The following is a 20062-nucleotide window of genomic DNA, read 5'->3' as shown; positions in this document are numbered from 1 at the left end:
TCTTGATATTTGATACTTAAATCTTGATACTCATGTATTGATACTATTTATAACTTCTTTGTGCTACTTTAATATTTTCGAACTTTAACTCTTCTTTATGAAGCTCAAAGTTTACACCTTCTTTAAATTCCCAAGCTGCAACGTAGGCATAGTTAACATCGTCACGTAATGCTTCGCCTTCTTCAGTTTGGTATTCTTCACGGAAGTGGCCACCACAGCTTTCGTTACGGTCTAATGCATCAATACACATTAACTCACCTAGTTCGATAAAGTCGGCAACACGACCAGCCTTTTCTAACTCTGTGTTTAATTCATCAGCAGTTCCCGGAACACGAACATTACTCCAAAACTCAGCACGTAATGCTCTAATATCTTCTATCGCCTCTCTTAAACCTTTTTCACTACGAGACATTCCGCATTTTTCCCACATAATATGGCCTAAACGTTTATGGAAATGATCCACCGTTTTAGTTCCTTTAATGTTGATTAATGTATTTAAAATGCCTTTTGCTCTTTCTTCAGCCTCCACAAATGCAGGATGATCTGTCGGAATTGCTTTAACAGAGATTTCTTTTGACAAATAAGCTCCGATAGTGTAAGGAAGAACAAAATAACCATCAGCTAAACCTTGCATTAATGCAGACGCACCTAAACGGTTAGCACCATGATCAGAGAAGTTAGCCTCGCCAGTACAATATAAACCAGGAACAGATGTCATTAAATTATAGTCAACCCACAAACCTCCCATTGTATAGTGAACTGCAGGATATATACGCATTGGCGTTTCATAAGGATTTTCTCCGGTAATTTGCGCATACATATCGAACAGGTTACCATATTTCTCCTTAACCACAGCAGTACCTAAACGCATGCAAGTTTCCTTATCAGGATTGTGAATACCGGCTTTTGAAGCTTCAATTTTACCGTAACGTTCTGTGTTTGCTTTGAAATCCAGATAAACAGCTAATTTAGAAGCCCCTACACCATAACCAGCATCACAACGTTCTTTAGCTGCACGAGAAGCCACATCACGAGGTACTAAGTTACCAAACGCAGGATAACGACGCTCCAAATAATAATCTCTTTCATCTTCAGGAATTTCTGAAGCTTTACGGTTATCATCTTTCTTTTTCGGAACCCAAATACGTCCATCGTTACGTAACGATTCAGACATTAGGGTTAATTTTGACTGATGATCACCAGATACAGGAATACAAGTAGGGTGTATTTGCGTGTAGCAAGGATTTGCAAAATATGCTCCTTGTTTGTGCGCTTTCCAGGCCGCGGTAACATTACTTCCCATTGCATTAGTAGAAAGATAGAAAACGTTTCCATATCCACCTGTTCCTAAAACTACCGCATGACCAAAATGCCGCTCAATTTCGCCTGTAATTAAGTTACGGGCAATAATACCACGGGCTTTACCATCGATCTTAACAATCTCAAGCATTTCATGGCGAGTATACATTTCCACTTTGCCCATGCCAATTTGGCGTTCTAAAGCAGAGTATGCACCCAATAATAATTGCTGCCCAGTTTGACCTGCAGCATAAAATGTACGTTGAACTTGTGTACCACCAAATGAACGGTTATCTAACAAGCCACCGTATTCGCGGGCTAAAGGAACCCCCTGAGCCACACACTGATCTATAATATTTGTACTTACTTCTGCTAAGCGATGTACATTTGCTTCTCGCGAACGGTAATCACCACCTTTAATCGTATCATAAAACAAACGATAAGTGCTGTCACCATCATTTTGATAGTTTTTTGCAGCATTAATACCACCTTGAGCTGCAATAGAGTGGGCTCTTCGCGGAGAATCCTGGAAGCAAAAACACTTAACTTTATAACCCATTTCGGCTAAAGTAGCAGCTGCTGAAGCTCCTGCTAAACCTGAACCAACAATGATTACTTCTATACTTCTTTTATTTGATGGATTAACCAAAGCCACTGATGACTTGAATTTGGTCCACTTGCTGGTTAATTCGCCTTCCGGTATATTTGAATTAATATCTGACATATCTTTCGTGCTTAAAATTATTGAATAAAACCGAAGTGAAATGCGATCGGCATCGCTGCGAATAAAATCGAAATAATAATCGAATACCAAATACCTGCACCCTTAATTATACCGTTATATTTAGAATGATTCCAACCCATTGTTTGGAAAGCAGAAGCAAAACCGTGTAATAAGTGGTAACATAAGGAAATCATTGATAAAACATACAAACCAACAATTAATGGATTTTGAAAGGTAGCTTTCATAACCGCATATAAATCTTCATGCCCATTTGCATCAACAGTTGGTATGCCTGTGAAACGAGAAACAACCCAAAAGTTTGATAAATGAACAATTAAGAAGATAAGCAATAAAGTACCAAGTAAGCCCATTGAACGGCTATACCATTTACTATTTGCTTTGCCATCATTTACTGCATACTTAACCGGCCTTGCTTTATTATTTTGCAACGTTAACCTTAATGCCTGAAAAATGTGCGCAAGCAGGCCAATCATTAAAACAACTTCACCAGCTCTGATAATCCAATTAGTAGCCATAAAGTGTGCACCAATATTAAACGTTAAACCACCATCGTTAAGGAAAATTAACGCGTTAATACCACAATGTACAATTAAAAAGAGTATCAGGAATATACCTGTAGCACCCATAATAAATTTCTTTCCAATAGAAGAGGAAAAAGCATTTCCGAAACCACTCATTTGATTAGGATTTATATCTAAATTTCTTGCAAAAGTATCTAATTATGAGTTTAATTTATAAAGGATTAGGACAAAACGTCGATAAAAAATTTATTTAGAAACATTCTAAAGCAATGCAGAATAACAAATGCAAATTATTCCTATATTGAGTAAAAAATTTTAAAAGAAACATTAAGGTATTAAAATATTTGAATTGATGAATTAAGAATAGCGTTTTATAAAAAAGATCTTAATGCCTTAATGTTAAAAATTCAGATCCAATAAAGTACATAGAAATTTAACTTAATTAATATAGCCTTTTTTTATAAAAAAATTTTAATGCTTTAATGTTAAAAAAATGAACTCAAGCAAAATTAATGAACGCTATGACTAAAAGACAAGTAAAACAATTATCCTACGATATTACGGGCTATGCTATAAAGGTTCATAAGGCATTAGGACCAGGACTACTAGAAAGCGTTTATGAAAAATGTTTAAAGTTTGAGCTGGAAAGAAACGGTCATCATGTAATACAAAAGGCCATTGTACCTATTGAATATGATGGATTAGAATTAGATATTGATTTGAAGGTAGATTTATATGTTGATAATTGCATCGTTATAGAACTTAAGACCGTTGAAAATATCCTTCCAATTCATGAAGCACAGATATTGACTTACATGAAATTACTTTGTGCACCACAAGGTCTTATTATTAATTTTTATACAGATAATATTACAAAATCCTTAAAGCCTTTTGTTAGCAATTTCTACAATATTTTACAAGATTAAAACACACGGTCAAAAATTTAGGCACAAAAAAAGTCCCGATTTACATCGGGACTTTTTACGATTTATGTGTTCGAGTTTTCTTAAGCTACTTTAACATTTACCGCGTTTAGGCCTTTTCTACCTTCTTCTACATCGTAGTTTACGGTATCATTCTCGCGAATGTTGTCGATTAAGCCTGAAGCATGAACAAAAATTTCGGCATCGCCATTAGATGGAGTGATAAATCCGAAACCTTTAGTTTCATTAAAAAATTTTACTGTTCCTTGTTGCATTATATTGTATTTTAATTTGTTTCAAAGATAAACTTAAATCCCTATAAATCAATTTTTTATTTTCTAAATAAGTAAAATATGTTAAATATATTGATTAACTGGCCTTTAGAGGCTATTTAGCTGGCCAATTTAATATATCTGCACCTGAGAATCGCCTGGTTTTATGAGCAATAATAAATCAATTCCTGGCTTTTCTCATAATTTATTAATAAATCATCAGTTATCTTAACCATAAAAGTTTCATTATAATTACCTTGAATATCATAACTCAAAATCAGCAAATCGCCAACAATTTCATGTAAAACCAATTTCGGACTTATATAGTCAATCGAAACTACGTGACCAGCTTTATTCAACAAATCTGAGGCGTAAATATGAAATTCAGCCCAATCAAATAAAATTGAATTTCCATTCATATCATTTAGTACAGGTATTTTATTATCTAAAGATTCAATTGTATTTATCACTGCATAATGCACTTTTTGATGTAAAGAATTAGCTTTTTCGTTCGCTAAACACATTTGCGAAAACGTATGCAAGCTTTGTCCTAAACTATATAATTTTGATTTCTTTTGAAATTCCTTGTAAGTATCGTGAAAAATTCTGCGCTCAAAATCTGTTCTGCACATAAAGTTAAAATACTGTTTCGAGCTGAGGTTAATATAAGCTAAAGCCATAATATTAGGTTTTAATTGCTGATTCAAATATGCTTAATAAAAATTTTTAAGTGTTTAGAGTGTCGGTAAACACACTTAATCAATCGGTAAATGCAAAACTAAATTGTTATTAAGAACTTAGAATGAACATCTCTACATACAAAACGAGTTAATTGTTCAAATCGCTTCATACTGATGAAATAAAAATGACCTGAAAGGCAAATTTATTCGCTTTTCGGTTCTTAATATACTCCATAAGCCTTATCAGCTGGGGAAAACACTGTGCAATAAGCAAGCATATCAACAACAAAATAAAGACAGATGCTTAAGTCGGGTTTAATACTCGCTACTGTCACGCTTATATAAATCAGAATAGTTCTAAGAACCAACTAACAAGTTGCAGAATTATTAATAGAACGGTCGTCAATTGCGAGGTATGTTATTCCATTGAATTTAGAACTTTCGTGGCAAGAAAGATGAAATGAATTCAGCATGAGGCGTAGGTAAAGAAAAGTTTAAAAATAAAAAAGCTTCCTGATTTTACACCAGGAAGCTTTTTTAAACTATTTTTTTAATTAATTACTGCGCAGGGAAACTAAAGTTAAAAGTTCCTTGTTCGCTGACACCAGACATATAAACCATATTGTTCCTAGTTTGTGGCAAAGCTTTTTGCACATCGCCAACTGAATTTACTGGCTGACCATTTACCTTGGTAATAATTAAGCCTTTCTCAACACCGATGTTATCAAAGGCTTTTCCGGTAGTTACCGAATTTACAACAACACCACTGTTAACACCATATTTAGATTTCTGCGCTTGCGTAGCAGGTATAAACGTTGCACCTAATTTAGATACCTCTACGCTCTTAGTTGCCGCAGTTTTGGTGTTTCCACCTAAACTTGCTTCATCTTTTAAGGTAATACTAAAATCTCTTAATGTTCCATCTCTAAGCACGCTTAACTTAACCTTATCACCAGGATTCAACCTTCCTATTCTCTCTTGTAAATCAGGTGAATCGTTAATTACTACACCATCAACCTTTTTAATTACATCACCAGCTTTAATGCCTGCCGCAGCACCGCCACCACCTTCTACAACATCATTAACATATAAGCCGCTAACTTCTTTGCTATTAATTTCTGCAGGATTATCTGCACTTAATGGAACGAAACTCACACCAATATAACCCCGTTTTACTGAGCCATATTTCATAAAATCATCAACAACTTTACGAGCTAAATTAACAGGAATTGCAAAACCATAACCTTGGTTATAACCACTTTGCGATGCTATTGCAGAGTTAATTCCAACCAATTCGCCATTTGCATTAACTAAAGCACCACCACTGTTACCTGGGTTAATGGCAGCATCTGTTTGAATAAAGGATTCTATACTTGTATTTGCTGGGCGGTCTGGTCTTTTACCAGTACGTTGGTATTCACGATACTCTTCTTCAGTAATCTCACTACCCTCCTGCTCACGACCAATAATACCAATGCTTCTGTTTTTAGCACTTACAATACCTGCAGTAACTGTTGTATTTAAATCTAATGGAAAACCAACTGCTAAAACCCATTCTCCTACCTGAACATTGTCTGAATTACCGAATTTCACAACTGGTAAATTGGTTGCATTTACTTTAATTAAAGCTAAATCCGTATTCGGATCACGCCCGATAACTTTAGCCTCAACTTTGCGTCTATCGGTTAAAATTACTTCAACTTTGTCAGCATTTTCAACAACGTGGTTATTCGTAACGATGTAACCATCCTGACTGATAATTACGCCAGAACCCGACGCTGCTCTAGGCTGGCGTTGCATTTGGCGCCCTCCTCCACCAAAAAAATCTTCCATCATATCCATTGGAGAAGACCTTTGACTCTTGCCTGATGATGAATAAGTTGTTTTAATGTGAACAACACCCGGTGCAACTGCCGCTGCCGCTTGAGTAAAATCGGCAGTTCCTGCAGATGAAACTTTTAGTGGGTTATTGGCAAAGTATAAATTCTGTTTTTCTGAAATTGTACTTCCTATTTGGTTACGCTCAAATAGTTTGTAACCTCCAATAGCTGCTGCTCCACCTATAAAAGCAGCTAATACGGTAATTCCTAATATTTTTTTCATGTGTTTAATAATTGTTTTTAAATCCCCTATTATATTTTAAGCCATATTGCTGGCCAATTGTTTGCTTATAATATTTTATTGCTAATTTATAATGGTTGCGAAGGCATTTATTCATTTTGATTTTAGCAGGATGCCCAGGCAGTTTTTATCTGCTCAAATTTTCTTTTACTTGTTTACTCAAATTTAATACCATATAAACGATATTTGTATCTCCAAAGCACCTCATTCTATGTTAAAAAATGTTAAATTAAAAAACATTAGGTATGAAGTAGCATTTGCAACTCAAATATTGCATTAAAAAATGAAGGTTTCATGAAAATTAATTTCTTTAAATATCAAGGCGCAGGCAACGATTTTATTTTGATAGACCACACTATGAGTCCTTTAAAAAATATCGATAACAATTTAATAGAGCAGCTTTGTCACCGCAGATTTGGTATTGGAGCCGATGGATTGATGTTTATTACCAAGCATAAAAACTATGATTTTGAAATGCATTATTTTAATGCTGACGGTAAATTAGGCAGTATGTGTGGCAATGGTGGAAGATGTATAGTTGCTTTTGCTAAATACTTAGGCATAATCCAAAAGGAAACTACCTTTTTGGCAGTTGATGGTCCTCATTATGCCAGAATTTCAGAAAGTGGTGATTGGGTAGATTTAAAAATGATTGATGTTGATACTATAACCAATGATGGAGATGCATTCGTTTTAAATACTGGCTCTCCTCATTTCGTAACATTGCAAAGCGATTTAAAAGATTTTGATGTATTCACCAATGGAAAAAAAATTCGTTACAATTCTACTTATACCGAGAAAGGTATCAACGTAAATTTTATAGAAGATAAAGATGACCATTTATTCGTTCGAACTTACGAGCGTGGTGTTGAGGATGAAACTTATGCATGTGGAACTGGCGTTACAGCTGTAGCAATAGCGATGGCAAAATATAAAAATCAAATTGGCCACCTTGAAACAGATATTAAAGTTTTAGGTGGCGATATAAAAGTAGAATTTGACTACGATGGACATAATTTTACCAACGTATTTTTATGTGGCCCAGCCAAATTGGTTTTCGAGGGAAAAGTAGATTGAAGTTTTAAACATTATCTAAATTAGCCATGTTCATTGCTAATAAGGCAATGGGCAATGGAGAAATTTTTGACCTAGATTTACAACACTTACATAGATTTTGCAACTTCGCTTGAGATGACTTTGATAATCACTGTGGTAAACAAAGCCTCGGCTACTGTGTACTTTTCACACTTACAAACTCATAATTGCCTAATTTCCTAAACAATTATTGATAACAAAACTGTACAAAACAATCAATTTTAACAGGTTTTAACATCTGTCGCAATTTATTTACACATCATTTACAGACCATAAAATCACCCTAAATATCTTTAAAACAACTGTTTACAAGTGTTTCGAACTAATTTTTAATCAAAAATAAATCAATCGATTGATTAAATGACAGAATTTGGACAGAACTATTTTTATTTAGGCTTTATTTTTGGTCACAAATAGCGAAAATCAAAAATAAAATTTTGACTACTTTATTAAAACCTGAAAATTAAATTTAAACACACACAAATAGTCCATGAGAAAAGTAACAACTCTCTTTTTTAGCATGAGCATTGGTATGCTTTTAGCATCCTGCGGAAATAATGATGATGCAAAAAAAGCAGCTGCTGCAGCCGCTGCCGGCCCACAAGCTTACCCCGTTTTTACAGTTAACGCACAAACAACAGAATTAAATTCGGATTATCCTGCAACAATCGAGGGTATTCAAAACATCGATATCCGCCCTAAAGTTGATGGTTTTATTCAAAAAATATTAATAGATGAAGGTGCAGTTGTTAAAAAAGGGCAACTGCTTTTTACCATCATGGCTCCTCAATACGAGCAAGAAGTTAGAACAGCAAGAGCAGCCATCAGTAGTGCTGAAGCAGATGTTAATTCAGCTCAATTGCAGGTTAATAAAACCAAGCCTTTGGTTGAGAAAGACATCATCAGCAAATATGATTTAGATGCGGCTCAACTTACTCTACAAAGCAGAAAAGCTGCATTGGCACAAGCTAAAGCATCTTTAGCAAATGCACAGGTAAATTTAAGCTACACTTCAATTACTAGTCCGGTTGATGGCGTAGTTGGAAGTATCCCATTTAGAAATGGAAGTTTAGTAAGCAGTTCGAGTACGGAGCCGTTAACTACAGTTTCAAATACATCTAAGGTTTATGCTTATTTCTCGCTAAACGAAAAACAGCTTTTAGATTTTTCAAGTACTTATAAAGGCAATACTTTAGCACAACAAATGAAAAACATTCCTCCAGTTAGTTTAGTATTGGCAGATGGAACAGTTTATGCTCAAAACGGAAAAATTGAATCAATCAACGGCCAGATAAATACAGCTACAGGCTCAGCTAGTTTAAGGGCAACTTTTCCCAATCCAATTTCATTATTGAAATCGGGTGCAAGTGCATCGGTTAGAATTCCTCAGAAAGTTGAGAATGCTATTTTGATACCTCAAAAATCTACTATTGATTTACAAGGCAAAAAATTCGTTTATGTTTTAGGTGATTCAGCAAAAATTATCAGTACTGAAATTCAGATTATGGATTTAGCTAAAGATAAATTTTATGTAGTAACTAAAGGTTTGAAAGTAGGAGATAAAATTGTTTTAGAAGGTTTCCAATCGCTAAAAGATGGTGTTAAAATCAAACCTGAAGAAAAAAGTGCCGATTCAGTTTATGCTGATATAAAAAAATAACAAATAATCTTTGTAATCACACTTGTAATCGTTATTAATTATGTTTAAGAAATTTATAGAAAGGCCGGTGTTATCAACGGTTATATCCATCATCATCGTAATTCTCGGTGTTTTAGGTTTAGTTACGTTACCGGTTTCACAATATCCAGAAATTGCACCTCCAACGGTACAGGTTTCTACATCATACCAAGGTGCCAATGCTGACGTAGTAATGAGCAGCGTTGTTGTTCCACTTGAAGAACAAATAAATGGTGTGGAAGACATGACTTACATGACTTCTACAGCCAGTAATGACGGTACAGCTACCATAACCGTAAATTTTAAATTGGGCACAAATGCCGATTTAGCGGCTGTAAACGTACAAAACAGGGTTGCCAGAGCAACTAGTTTATTACCTGCCGAGGTTACAAAATCGGGTGTAATTACCGCTAAAAGACAGGCAAGTAATGTGTTAATATTTGGTCTGTATAGCGATGATCCGTCTTACGATCAAAAGTTTTTACAAAATTATGCCAACATCAATATTATTCCACAAATTAAACGTATAAATGGTGTAGGTGATGCAAGTGCATTCGGTACTTTAGATTATACCATGCGTTTATGGTTAAAACCAGATGTAATGGCAACCTACGGTTTGGTACCAAGTGATGTAAATGCTGCATTGGCAGATCAAAACGTTGAAGCTGCTCCAGGTCAGTTTGGTGAGTCGGGCGACCAGGCATTTCAATACACTTTAAAATATACCGGTAGATTAAAAGATGAAACACAATTTGGCAATATCATTATCAAATCTGATGCAAACGGACAAATTCTTCGTTTAAAAGATATTGCAAGGATTGAATTGGGTGCACAAAGTTATGCTAGTAGTGTTAAATTTAATGGCAAGCAAGCTTTAGGTATCGCAATTAACCAAACTGCTGGTTCAAATGCGAAAGAAGTAATCGAAAACTCTATTAAAACTTTAGATGAGGCCCAGAAATCTTTTCCTAAAGGTGTGCATTATTCAACTTTGGTTAACGTAAACGATTTCCTGGATGCATCAATTGAAAAGGTAATCCATACCTTAATCGAGGCATTTATTTTAGTTTTCCTAGTTGTATTTATCTTTTTACAAGATTTCCGCTCTACTTTAATTCCAGCAATTAGTGTTCCTGTAGCAATTATAGGTACATTCTTCTTCTTGAGTTTGTTCGGTTTTACAATTAACTTACTAACCTTATTTGCACTTGTACTCGCTATAGGTATTGTTGTAGATGATGCGATTGTGGTTGTAGAGGCCGTCCATGCGAAGCTGGATGAAGGTTATACCGATGCCAAGAAAGCAACCATTGATGCAATGGACGATATTAGTGGTGCAATTATCTCCATCACTTTGGTAATGGCAGCGGTATTTATCCCAGTGAGTTTTATTCAGGGTTCATCAGGTGTATTTTACAAACAGTTTGGTTTAACGCTTGCGATTTCGATTATTTTGTCAGCGATTAATGCATTAACTTTAAGTCCGGCTTTATGTGCATTATTTTTAAAACCGCATACCGAAGATCATGAAAAAAAGAAAAATTTCTTAGAGCGTTTCTACTCCGCTTTTAATACTTCTTTCGATGCGGTAACGAGAAAATACAAAAAATCAGTTGGTTTTCTTTCTCACAAAAAATGGATAGTTGGTTTAGGAATTGCTTTTTTTACCATTGTGTTGGTTTGGACAATGAATACCACACCTAAAGGTTTTGTACCAAATGAGGATTTAGGCACCGTATACTCTGATATTTCCTTACCGGCAGGAACATCACAGGAAGAAACGGATATTGTTATTTCTAAAATTGACAGTATAGCGCATACTATTCCTGAAATTAAGAACTCTTTAAGAGTTATTGGTAGAAGTTTAATTAGTGGCTCAGGAAGTTCTTACGGGATGGTTATTGGGAGGTTAATTCCTTGGGATGAACGAAAACGCGATGTAAAAGCCATTATTGGCGAGCTTTTTGCCAAAACTGCAAATATTAAAGGTGCTAAAATTATCTTCTTTGCGCCACCAACTATTCAAGGTTTTGGTACTAGTGGAGGTTTCGAATTCCAATTGCAAGATAAAACCGGCGGTGATATTAAAAAATTTAATGATATTGGTAATGGGTTTTTAGCTGCTTTGAGTAAACGTCCTGAAATTCAATATGCTTCAACTTCATTTAACCCTAACTTCCCTCAATATCAAATTGATGTTAATGTTGCGAAAGTAAAACAAGCCGGCTTAACCGTTGCCGATGTTTTAGGTGTAATGCAAGGTTATTATGGTGGTGTTTACGCATCAAACTTTAATAAATTCGGTAAGCAATTTAGGGTAATGTATCAGGCAGATGCACAATATCGTGCAAATGAGCAAACCTTAACCCGTGTTTTCGTTCGAAATAGTTTAGGACAAATGGCTCCGGTTTCTGAGTTTATCACATTAACCAAAGTTTATGGACCACAAGCAATTTCACGTTTTAACTTATTTACATCAATTGCAATAACTGGTAACCCTAATGCGGGTTTCAGTTCTGGCGATGCATTAAAAGCAGTACAGGAAGTAGCTGCACAAAGCTTGCCTGCTGGTTATGGGTATGAGTTCTCAGGATTATCCCGTGAGGAAATAAGCGGAGGAAGCCAAACGGTATTCATCTTTTTATTATGTATAATCTTCGTTTATTTCTTATTAGCTGCACAATACGAAAGTTACATTTTACCATTGGCCGTATTAATTTCATTGCCAATCGGTTTGGCTGGCGTATTCGTTTTCGATAAAATTTTTGGCGTAGACAATAACATTTACACTCAAATAACACTCATTATGCTCGTTGGTTTATTAGCAAAGAATGCAATTCTGATTGTAGAATATGCTGTAGATAGGCGTAGAAAGGGAATGAGCATTGTTAACGCAGCTATTGATGGCGCAACTGCACGTTTACGGCCAATTTTAATGACTTCTTTCGCCTTTATTTTAGGATTATTACCATTGATGCTTTCATCAGGCGTTGGTGCGTCAGGTAATAAATCAATCGGTACAGGTGCTGTAGGTGGCATGCTTGTAGGAACATTATTCGGTGTATTTGTAATTCCTGCTTTGTTTATTGTTTTCCAAAGTCTTCAAGAAAAAATAAGCAATAAATCGCCTTTTGAAGAGGGTATTGAAAAGGAACAAACGGCTGAAGAATATGAATTAGCCACTGCTAACAGTAAACATTAATTTAACAGAACATGAAATTCAGATATAGGTATTCAATTATAATCGGTTTTACCATACTAACGTTAAGTGCCTGCGTAACAAAAAAATACGAGCGCCCACAACTTACAAGTGATGGTTTATATCGGGACAACAACACTACAGATACAACTACCATTGCAAATTTGCAGTGGAAAAGTTTGTTTTCTGATACAACTTTACAATCGCTGATTCAGCAAGGAATTAATCAAAACTTAGATTTAAAGCAAGCGATTGAACGTATTAAAATTGCCGAAGCTACTTTAATACAAAGTAGAGGAGCATTATTGCCAAGTTTGCAGGCCGATGTAAACGTAACAGATAATAAAGCATCGGCTGCTGCACAAAACTTTCCTGCAGGCATAAATATTAACCTCGAAACGCAAACTTACAAAGCGCAGTTAAGTACCAGCTGGGAAGCTGATATTTGGGGTAAATTAAGCAGTGCAAAACGCAGCGCCTTCGCAACTTTATTACAAAGCGATGCGGCAAAAAGAGCCGTTCAAACCCAGCTAATTGCTACCATTGCCAATAACTATTATACCCTTTTAGCACTTGATAAGCAATTGGTAATTACCGAGCAAACCATTAAAAACAGAATGCAGGATGTAGAAACAATGAAAGCTTTAAAAGAGGGTGCAGTGGTTAATGGTGCGGCAGTTGTTCAAAGTGAGGCGAATTTATACGCAGCTCAAGTAACCCTTCCCGATTTAAAAAGAAGTATAAAAGAAGCTGAAAATGCTTTAAGCATAATTTTAGCTAAAGCACCAGGAAGCATCAATCGTACAACATTAGACCAACAAATGCCTTATAGCAATTTACAAACAGGTATTTCGGCACAGCTTTTACAAAATCGACCTGATGTTATTGCCGCAGAATTTGGCTTTAGATCTTCATTCGAGGATACTAATGTAGCTAAGGCTTATTTTTATCCTGCATTAACCTTAACAGCTTCAGGTGGTCTTTCTAGTTTACAATTGCAAGACTTTTTCAGCAAATCTATCTTCTATAATTTGGTTGGAGGTTTAACGCAGCCAATTTTTGCTAAAGGTGCAAACAAAGCTCGTTTAAAAACTGCAGAAGCAAATCAGCAAATAGCATTTTATACTTTCCAGCAAACATTACTAACCGGCGGACAAGAGGTTTCTAATGCATTATACGCATACCAAACGGCAGCAGAAAAAGAAGAAACACGAGCTAAACAAATTGCATCATTAACCAAAGCAGTAGATTTTACTAAAGAATTATTACGCTACAGTTCTGCAACAAATTATACTGATGTTTTAACATCAGAGCAAAGTTTGCTAACGGCTCAGCTAAATGGCATTAACGATAGATTACAAAAACTACAATCAGTAGTTGAATTATATCGTGCTTTAGGCGGCGGCTGGAAATAAAAGTTCAATAATTAAACAGCAAAGGAGGATGTCTCATAAATCAATTTATCTCTTTACCTTGTCAAGTTGAGCTTGTCGAAACGCCTTAAAAGGCAGTTTTGCAAGTCCTTCGACAAGCTCAGGATGACACTTCGTATTTATGAGACAGCCTATTTTATTTTAATGTGGACTAAATCTAACACATAAAATATCGATCTGTGTTTATGTGGCAAAACAAATTGAAAACCGATTGCCACAGAATCTCAGAAAACAAAGAAGTCAGATTCATTTTAAGCTGTATCTATATTGTCATAAATACAGCCCAAACTGAATTTTTTATTCCTATTTCAGCTACTTCTTTTGATGTAACATTAAAATATTGTAAGTTTAAAGTTTTTCAAGCGGGTAGCTTGTAAAAAATTTTAACTCAATCAATGTTACGCGTCGATAGCTCTAAAAACTGTAAAGTTGTTTACTCTTTGTGCAAACATGAGTATTTAGGCTATTTAATTGAACCTCATGTTGTTCAACTAAATCCACAAGGCGATTTCTCTTTTACTTATCAAAGAATTTTTACGCACACAGCCGAAGAATTTAACGCCTGTTTAAGCGAAACCGATTATAAGCTGATTAAAATTTTAGATGATATTGAACAAGATTCGCTCATCAAAAAACATTATAAAAAATTAATCAGACCAACAGAATTTTTCACTAAAATTTTCGACAATAAATTTTATGAAAGCGTTCGGCCTAAAATTGAAAAAAAGCTTGCTGAAGCCTTAGAAATTTTAAAGATTAAAGATGAGCTTTATTTGATGGATAAAGATGGCTGGCCTGTAGAGCGTAAAATAACATTAGCATCAGAACCAGCTTCAATACTTTTCCATTTCCGTAGAAACGAAACAGAAACACGTTATTTTCCAACAATTAAGTATCAGAATTTGCGAATCGAGTTTATGTTTAAAGAAGCGCAAATCATCAGCAATAAACCTGCCTGGCTTTTGCTAAATGATATTTTATACTTTTTCGATCAGGATATTGAAGGCAAAAAATTACAACCTTTTTTAGCCAAAAGATACATCGCAATACCAAAATCTACAGAGGCAACTTATTTTGAAAAATTTGTTGCCCCATTAATAGAAAAGCACCACGTTTACGCAGAAGGTTTTGAAATTAAAACCGAACAATTCGAAGCAATTCCGGTGTTAAAAGTTTTCTATGTCGATGGTGGATTATCGCAAATACAACTTTATTTTAAATATGGAGAATATGTTTTTCCTTTAGAAAATGCTCACAAAGTTACCGTTCGACTGGAAAAAAAAGATGATAATTACATTTTCCACCGAATAAAACGTTCTGCCGAATGGGAGAAAAAACAACTAAACTTACTTTTATCGCTTGGACTTAAAAAAGCAAGTGCTTTGTTTAGTAATCTAGAGGTAATTTCTGCAGATGAAAATCCAAGTTATGCTGCCATAAACTGGGTAAATGAACACATTGAAATTTTAGAAGCATCGGGATTCGAAATTGAGCAGGCAACAGGACAAAAACGTTTTGTTTTCGGTGCCAGCAAAATTGATTTAGAAGTAAAGGAAAGTAACGACTGGTTCGATATTAATGCTGTGGTTTGGTTTGGAAAATATCAAATTCCATTTCTCTCATTAAAACAACATATTTTACATAAACGCCGAGAATTTATGCTGCCTGATGGTGAAGTGGCAATTATTCCCGATAAGTGGTTTACGCAATATGGAAGCTTATTCAGTTTGGCCGAGACTGGAAAAAACTTAAAATTAAAGAAACATCATATCGGTTTAATTAATGATTTGGCTGAAGATAGTTTAGCAAACGTAACTTTAGAGCGTAAACTTCAACGACTAAACGACTTCGAAGATATTGCTGATACACAAATGCCAGTTCATTTTAAAGGCAGCTTACGAGAATATCAAAAAGCAGGCTACAACTGGTTCAGCTTTTTACGCGAATATAATTTTGGTGGTTGCTTAGCCGATGATATGGGTTTAGGTAAAACCATTCAAACCTTGGCAATGTTGCAAAAAGTTAAAGAAGACGATCAACTTATATCAATACAAACAACATCATTAATCATTATGCCAACCTCACTAATCTATAACTGGTTAACAGAGGCAAAAAAATTCACACCCAAACTTAAAATTTTAGCCCATACTGGCACAAGCAGAAATAAAGACGTTGCAAATTTTGCAAACTATGATATTGTAATTACCACTTATGGTGTTACCCGGGTTGATGTAGACGATTTGAAAAATTTCTATTTTAACTACATTATTCTTGATGAAAGTCAGAACATTAAAAACCCAGCTTCAAAATCATTTAAATCAGTTAGAGCGTTAAAATCAAGACATAGATTAATACTGAGTGGTACACCTGTAGAAAATTCGGTGGGCGATTTATGGTCGCAACTTACTTTTTTAAACCCTGGTTTATTAGGCACGCAAGCTTTTTTCTATGAAGAGTATGTTCAGGCAATCGAAAAGAAAAAAGATGAAGAGAAAGCACGTAAACTTCAGTCGATTATTAAACCATTTGTACTGCGCAGAACAAAAGAACAAGTTGCAGCCGAGCTTCCTCCAAAAACAGAACAGGTAATTTATTGCGACATGAGCGAAGATCAGGCAGCGTACTATGAAAAAACAAAATCTGCTTATCGGAACGATCTTTTGCAAAGTATGGATGATGGAACTTTCAAACAAAAGCAGGTTCAGCTTTTGCAAGGTTTAACTGCGCTACGCCAGCTGGCAAACCACCCTGTAATGATAGACGGCAGCTATATTTCAGATTCAGGTAAGTTCGAAAATGTAATTCATACTTTAGATAATGTACTTAAAGGCGGACATAAGGTTTTAGTTTTCTCTCAATTTGTAAAACACTTATATATTTTTAAAAAACACTTTGAAGCAGAAAATATTCCTTTTGCCTATTTAGATGGATCTACACGAAACCGAGGTGAAATTGTATCTGAATTTCAACAGAATGAAGATTTAAAAGTTTTTTTAATTTCGATAAAGGCTGGCGGAGTGGGTTTAAACCTTACTCAAGCAGATTATGTTTTCATTTTAGATCCTTGGTGGAATCCTGCTGTTGAGCAACAAGCAATAGATAGAACGCATCGCATTGGTCAGGATAAAAAAGTATTTATTTATAAATTTATTGCTAAAGATACTGTTGAAGAAAAAATTCTTGCCCTACAGAAGAGAAAAAAATCTCTTGCAAATTCTTTAATCACCACAGAAGAAAGTTTCTTTAAATCCTTAAGTAAGGATGATATAAGAGATATTTTGAGGTAAGTTAGTCTGATGTAAATAATTTGTTATTTACATTGAAAAAAGTTTACCACAGAAACACAGATTTCCACAGAAATTAAATACATTTAATACTCAAAATAAATTGCCACAGAAGCACAGATTTTCACAGATTACATTTGTGAAGAAGTAATTTACACATAATGAAGTACTCCCTATTAAATCAATAACATCCAGGTTTGAAATTTAATAATAATATATGAGTACAAATGATTACGATTTCCCCTTAAAAAAAGAAACGGATTTAATAATTGGAGCAGCGTTTGAAGTTCATCGAAACCTTGGCTGTGGATTTCTAGAAATCATTTACAAAGATGCCCTTTGCTTGGAATTAGATAGTAGAGGCTATTATTATGAAAGAGAAAAACTATACCCTGTTTATTACAAAGGTGAACGATTAGCCCATCATTTCTACGCAGATTTAATAATATTTGATTCCGTTATCTTGGAAATAAAATCTAAAAGTGGAATTGCAAATGAAGACTTAGCACAAACATTGAATTATCTAAAATGCTCAGATTGTAAAGTAGGCCTAATTTTAAACTTTGGGAAAGCAAGCTTAGAAATTAAAAGGGTTATTTTGTAGTCATTTCTATCTGAGTTTAACAGTTTGTTCAATTACATATTCCGTGAAAATCTGTGCTTCTGTGGCAAAAGAAATAATTCATTTTAATTTATTCAACATATAACTAAACATCAATATTCCTGTGGTAAAAGTTTTTTCAATTACATATTCCGTGAAAATCTGTGCTTCTGTGGCAAAAGAAATAAGTATTTAGCATCTCTGCAAAAATCATTGTTCCTGTGGCAAAACAATTCCAATCAATAACTTCAAAACTTTTTAATTAACGTAAAACTCATTTACTTTTAATCTGTTATACTATTAAATAAAGATTACTATCATGACAAACGAAGATTTAAACAACACAATACACAACGTGAAAGAAGCTTGGAAATATCCAGAACTTTATCAAAATGTTAGTCGCTCTGAACGTTGGCTTTCGGGTGCTGCAGGCACTTATCTATTGTATAAAGGCATAACAGGATTATTTTCGCATCCGGTAATTGGTTTAACTGGTGCAGCAATTGGTGCTGGCTTATTATATAGAGGAATTACTGGTTATTGCCCTGTTCGTGATTTATCTCAACAAGAGGAAGAAGGCTTAATACCAGACGAAGTTGTAGTAACAGAAACCTATGTGGTTGATGACCTTGCATAAAAATTGCTCACTATATTTTAGTTTACTGATAAATCGGTTAACTTTATAAAAGTTAATTTATACTTATGAGCAAATACGCATTATTGTTTATTCCAGCATTCTTTTCAATGCGAGCTATGGCACAGGATAAAAAAATCGACCCAGCCAAAGATCCTAAAACTACAGAAGTATGGGAACCTATTCCGAAAACTGTAACTCCTGGGAATTTCCCTCAGGATGCACCTTCTGATGCAATCGTTTTATTTAACGGTAGAAACTTAGATGCATGGCATTCGGTAAAAGATGCAACCAAACCCGCTGCATGGACAATCGACGATGGTTTTTTTACTGTTAAAAAAGGGACAGGAAATATAGAAACCAACAAAAAATTTACTGATTACCAGTTACACATGGAATGGAAAATTCCTACTAATATTTCAGGAGAAGGGCAAGCACGTGGAAACAGTGGTGTGTTTTTAGCCTCAACTGGTAGTGGTGATGATGGTTATGAAATCCAAATTATGGATGCATACAATAACAAAACTTACGTAAACGGACAAACCGGAAGCGTTTACAAACAAGCAATTCCATTGGCTAATGCAAATAAAAAACCAGGCGAATGGCAGTATTACGATATCATTTGGAACGCTCCCCGCTTTAATGAAGATGGTAGCCTGTTAAAACCCGCAAGTGTTACATTATTTTTAAACGGTGTACTACTTCAAAATGGATATATTTTAAAAGGCGAAACAAGATACATTGGCGCACCAGAGTATAAAAAACATGGTCCAGCAGCAATTAAATTGCAAGATCATGGCGACCCCAGCCCGGCAATAAGCTTTAGAAATATTTGGGTTAGAGAACTTTAACCTTAATTACAATATAAAAACCCTGCAATATTTAAAATTGCAGGGTTTTTATGTTTTAGAGGTTAATGAGTATTTTTAATAATTTCCATATAAATATCTCTACTTATCATTTCAGCACCTAAACTCATTAAATGCTCGTTCGGCAATTGACAGTCAATTAAATCTATATCCGTTTTACTTAAATAAATCAGCGCAGCTTTAGATGCATTACTTACATGGCTAAACATACTTTCTCCGCAAAAAACACGGTTAATTTTTAATCCGTACAAACCTCCAACAAGTGTATCATTATGCCAAACTTCTACACTGTGAGCAAAGCCATTTTTATGCAAATTAACATATGCATTCTGCATCTCGTTTGTAATCCATGTTCCGTTTTGACCTTCCCTTGGCGTTGATGCACAGTTTTTTATCACTTCAGTAAAAGCTTTATTAACCGTAACTGTAAAAACTTTTGTGTCAATTATTTTTTTCATGCTTTTGCTTATTTTAATCCTTTTCGGATAGATTACGCACCGAAGATGCGGCGAATACCAAAGAATTGGCTCTCCATCATTAAACCAAGGAAATATTCCGTTTGAATAGGCTAAAAGCAATCTTTCTAAACTCAAATCGCCGCCAATTGCAAGCAAACCATCCTCTTCTGCCAAGGCAGGATTTGGGAAACTGAAGTCATTATCAAGCAATTGAAAAAACATATGTAAAAGTAATAAATCAAATAAATAT

General features: G+C 34.8%; 15 protein-coding genes. 9 read left to right on the top strand and 6 right to left on the bottom strand.

The genetic code is table 11. The features are described from left to right. Positions 1 to 43 precede the first annotated feature (43 nt). Both IEV50_RS16385 and IEV50_RS16380 read right to left on the bottom strand, forming a co-directional pair. Positions 44 to 2023, bottom strand: coding sequence for a fumarate reductase/succinate dehydrogenase flavoprotein subunit (locus IEV50_RS16385; protein ID WP_188416389.1), 1980 nt, complete (start codon positions 2021 to 2023; stop codon positions 44 to 46). A gap of 17 nt (positions 2024 to 2040) precedes the next feature. Continuing rightward, positions 2041 to 2721, bottom strand: coding sequence for a succinate dehydrogenase cytochrome b subunit (locus IEV50_RS16380; protein ID WP_188416387.1), 681 nt, complete (start codon positions 2719 to 2721; stop codon positions 2041 to 2043). A gap of 365 nt (positions 2722 to 3086) precedes the next feature. Here IEV50_RS16380 and IEV50_RS16375 point away from each other — a divergent pair, with 365 nt between their 5' ends. Continuing rightward, the gene (locus tag IEV50_RS16375) at positions 3087 to 3491 is read left to right on the top strand and encodes a GxxExxY protein (protein ID WP_188416385.1); all 405 of its coding nucleotides are present in this window, start codon (positions 3087 to 3089) and stop codon (positions 3489 to 3491) included. Between the two features lie 80 nt (positions 3492 to 3571). On the opposite strand, the gene IEV50_RS16370 is transcribed toward IEV50_RS16375, so the two are convergent. The 3 genes from IEV50_RS16370 to IEV50_RS16360 form a co-directional block, all read right to left on the bottom strand. Then, positions 3572 to 3763 (bottom strand): cold-shock protein, encoded by a 192-nt coding sequence (locus IEV50_RS16370; RefSeq protein ID WP_010599638.1) that lies wholly within the window; start codon positions 3761 to 3763, stop codon positions 3572 to 3574. Positions 3764 to 3924: 161 nt separating this feature from the next. Next, positions 3925 to 4440, bottom strand: coding sequence for a hypothetical protein (locus tag IEV50_RS16365; protein ID WP_188416383.1), 516 nt, complete (start codon positions 4438 to 4440; stop codon positions 3925 to 3927). 558 nt (positions 4441 to 4998) lie between these two features. Beyond that, a complete protein-coding gene (locus IEV50_RS16360) occupies positions 4999 to 6543 on the bottom strand; it encodes a trypsin-like peptidase domain-containing protein (RefSeq protein ID WP_188416381.1) in 1545 nt (514 codons plus the stop codon). A gap of 312 nt (positions 6544 to 6855) precedes the next feature. Here IEV50_RS16360 and dapF point away from each other — a divergent pair, with 312 nt between their 5' ends. The 8 genes from dapF to IEV50_RS16320 all read left to right on the top strand — a co-directional run bounded on the left by dapF (position 6856) and on the right by IEV50_RS16320 (position 19336). Continuing rightward, the gene (gene dapF, locus IEV50_RS16355; protein ID WP_188416379.1) at positions 6856 to 7638 is read left to right on the top strand and encodes a diaminopimelate epimerase; all 783 of its coding nucleotides are present in this window, start codon (positions 6856 to 6858) and stop codon (positions 7636 to 7638) included. Between the two features lie 508 nt (positions 7639 to 8146). Further along, positions 8147 to 9316, top strand: a complete 1170-nt coding sequence (locus IEV50_RS16350; protein WP_229746769.1) for an efflux RND transporter periplasmic adaptor subunit — start codon at positions 8147 to 8149, stop codon at positions 9314 to 9316. Positions 9317 to 9356: 40 nt separating this feature from the next. Next, positions 9357 to 12536 (top strand): efflux RND transporter permease subunit, encoded by a 3180-nt coding sequence (locus IEV50_RS16345; protein ID WP_188416377.1) that lies wholly within the window; start codon positions 9357 to 9359, stop codon positions 12534 to 12536. An 11-nt stretch (positions 12537 to 12547) separates the two neighbouring features. Next, complete coding sequence (locus IEV50_RS16340; RefSeq protein ID WP_188416375.1) at positions 12548 to 13948, top strand: efflux transporter outer membrane subunit; 1401 nt, start codon at positions 12548 to 12550, stop codon at positions 13946 to 13948. A gap of 413 nt (positions 13949 to 14361) precedes the next feature. Beyond that, positions 14362 to 17253 carry a DEAD/DEAH box helicase gene (locus tag IEV50_RS16335; RefSeq protein ID WP_188416373.1) on the top strand — a complete coding sequence of 964 codons (2892 nt, stop codon included), beginning with the start codon at positions 14362 to 14364 and terminating at the stop codon, positions 17251 to 17253. A gap of 214 nt (positions 17254 to 17467) precedes the next feature. Then, positions 17468 to 17854 (top strand): GxxExxY protein, encoded by a 387-nt coding sequence (locus IEV50_RS16330; RefSeq protein WP_188416371.1) that lies wholly within the window; start codon positions 17468 to 17470, stop codon positions 17852 to 17854. Between the two features lie 316 nt (positions 17855 to 18170). Next, positions 18171 to 18488: a YgaP family membrane protein gene (locus tag IEV50_RS16325; RefSeq protein ID WP_123203931.1), complete on the top strand. Its 318-nt coding sequence runs from the start codon at positions 18171 to 18173 to the stop codon at positions 18486 to 18488. A gap of 65 nt (positions 18489 to 18553) precedes the next feature. Beyond that, positions 18554 to 19336: a 3-keto-disaccharide hydrolase gene (locus IEV50_RS16320; protein ID WP_188416369.1), complete on the top strand. Its 783-nt coding sequence runs from the start codon at positions 18554 to 18556 to the stop codon at positions 19334 to 19336. 62 nt (positions 19337 to 19398) lie between these two features. On the opposite strand, the gene aat is transcribed toward IEV50_RS16320, so the two are convergent. Beyond that, on the bottom strand, positions 19399 to 20034 hold the full coding sequence (aat, locus tag IEV50_RS16315; RefSeq protein ID WP_188416367.1) for a leucyl/phenylalanyl-tRNA--protein transferase: 636 nt from the start codon (positions 20032 to 20034) through the stop codon (positions 19399 to 19401). Positions 20035 to 20062 lie beyond the last annotated feature (28 nt).

Origin of the sequence: Pedobacter mendelii (assembly GCF_014635725.1) — a bacterium.
GTDB lineage: Bacteria > Bacteroidota > Bacteroidia > Sphingobacteriales > Sphingobacteriaceae > Pedobacter > Pedobacter mendelii.
This window is presented reverse-complemented; position numbering and strand designations above follow the sequence as displayed.

Bases quoted from the DNA above. Each gene is read 5' to 3' on its own strand.
- IEV50_RS16375 (WP_188416385.1), top strand. From the start codon at position 3,087: ATGACTAAAAGACAAGTAAAACAATTATCCTACGATATTACGGGCTAT.
- IEV50_RS16325 (WP_123203931.1), top strand. From the start codon at position 18,171: ATGACAAACGAAGATTTAAACAACACAATACACAACGTGAAAGAAGCT.
- IEV50_RS16370 (WP_010599638.1), bottom strand. From the start codon at position 3,763: ATGCAACAAGGAACAGTAAAATTTTTTAATGAAACTAAAGGTTTCGGA.
- IEV50_RS16380 (WP_188416387.1), bottom strand. From the start codon at position 2,721: ATGAGTGGTTTCGGAAATGCTTTTTCCTCTTCTATTGGAAAGAAATTT.
- IEV50_RS16360 (WP_188416381.1), bottom strand. From the start codon at position 6,543: ATGAAAAAAATATTAGGAATTACCGTATTAGCTGCTTTTATAGGTGGA.
- IEV50_RS16350 (WP_229746769.1), top strand. From the start codon at position 8,147: ATGAGAAAAGTAACAACTCTCTTTTTTAGCATGAGCATTGGTATGCTT.
- IEV50_RS16340 (WP_188416375.1), top strand. From the start codon at position 12,548: ATGAAATTCAGATATAGGTATTCAATTATAATCGGTTTTACCATACTA.
- IEV50_RS16320 (WP_188416369.1), top strand. From the start codon at position 18,554: ATGAGCAAATACGCATTATTGTTTATTCCAGCATTCTTTTCAATGCGA.
- IEV50_RS16365 (WP_188416383.1), bottom strand. From the start codon at position 4,440: ATGGCTTTAGCTTATATTAACCTCAGCTCGAAACAGTATTTTAACTTT.
- aat (WP_188416367.1), bottom strand. From the start codon at position 20,034: ATGTTTTTTCAATTGCTTGATAATGACTTCAGTTTCCCAAATCCTGCC.
- IEV50_RS16385 (WP_188416389.1), bottom strand. From the start codon at position 2,023: ATGTCAGATATTAATTCAAATATACCGGAAGGCGAATTAACCAGCAAG.
- dapF (WP_188416379.1), top strand. From the start codon at position 6,856: ATGAAAATTAATTTCTTTAAATATCAAGGCGCAGGCAACGATTTTATT.
- IEV50_RS16345 (WP_188416377.1), top strand. From the start codon at position 9,357: ATGTTTAAGAAATTTATAGAAAGGCCGGTGTTATCAACGGTTATATCC.
- IEV50_RS16335 (WP_188416373.1), top strand. From the start codon at position 14,362: ATGTTACGCGTCGATAGCTCTAAAAACTGTAAAGTTGTTTACTCTTTG.
- IEV50_RS16330 (WP_188416371.1), top strand. From the start codon at position 17,468: ATGAGTACAAATGATTACGATTTCCCCTTAAAAAAAGAAACGGATTTA.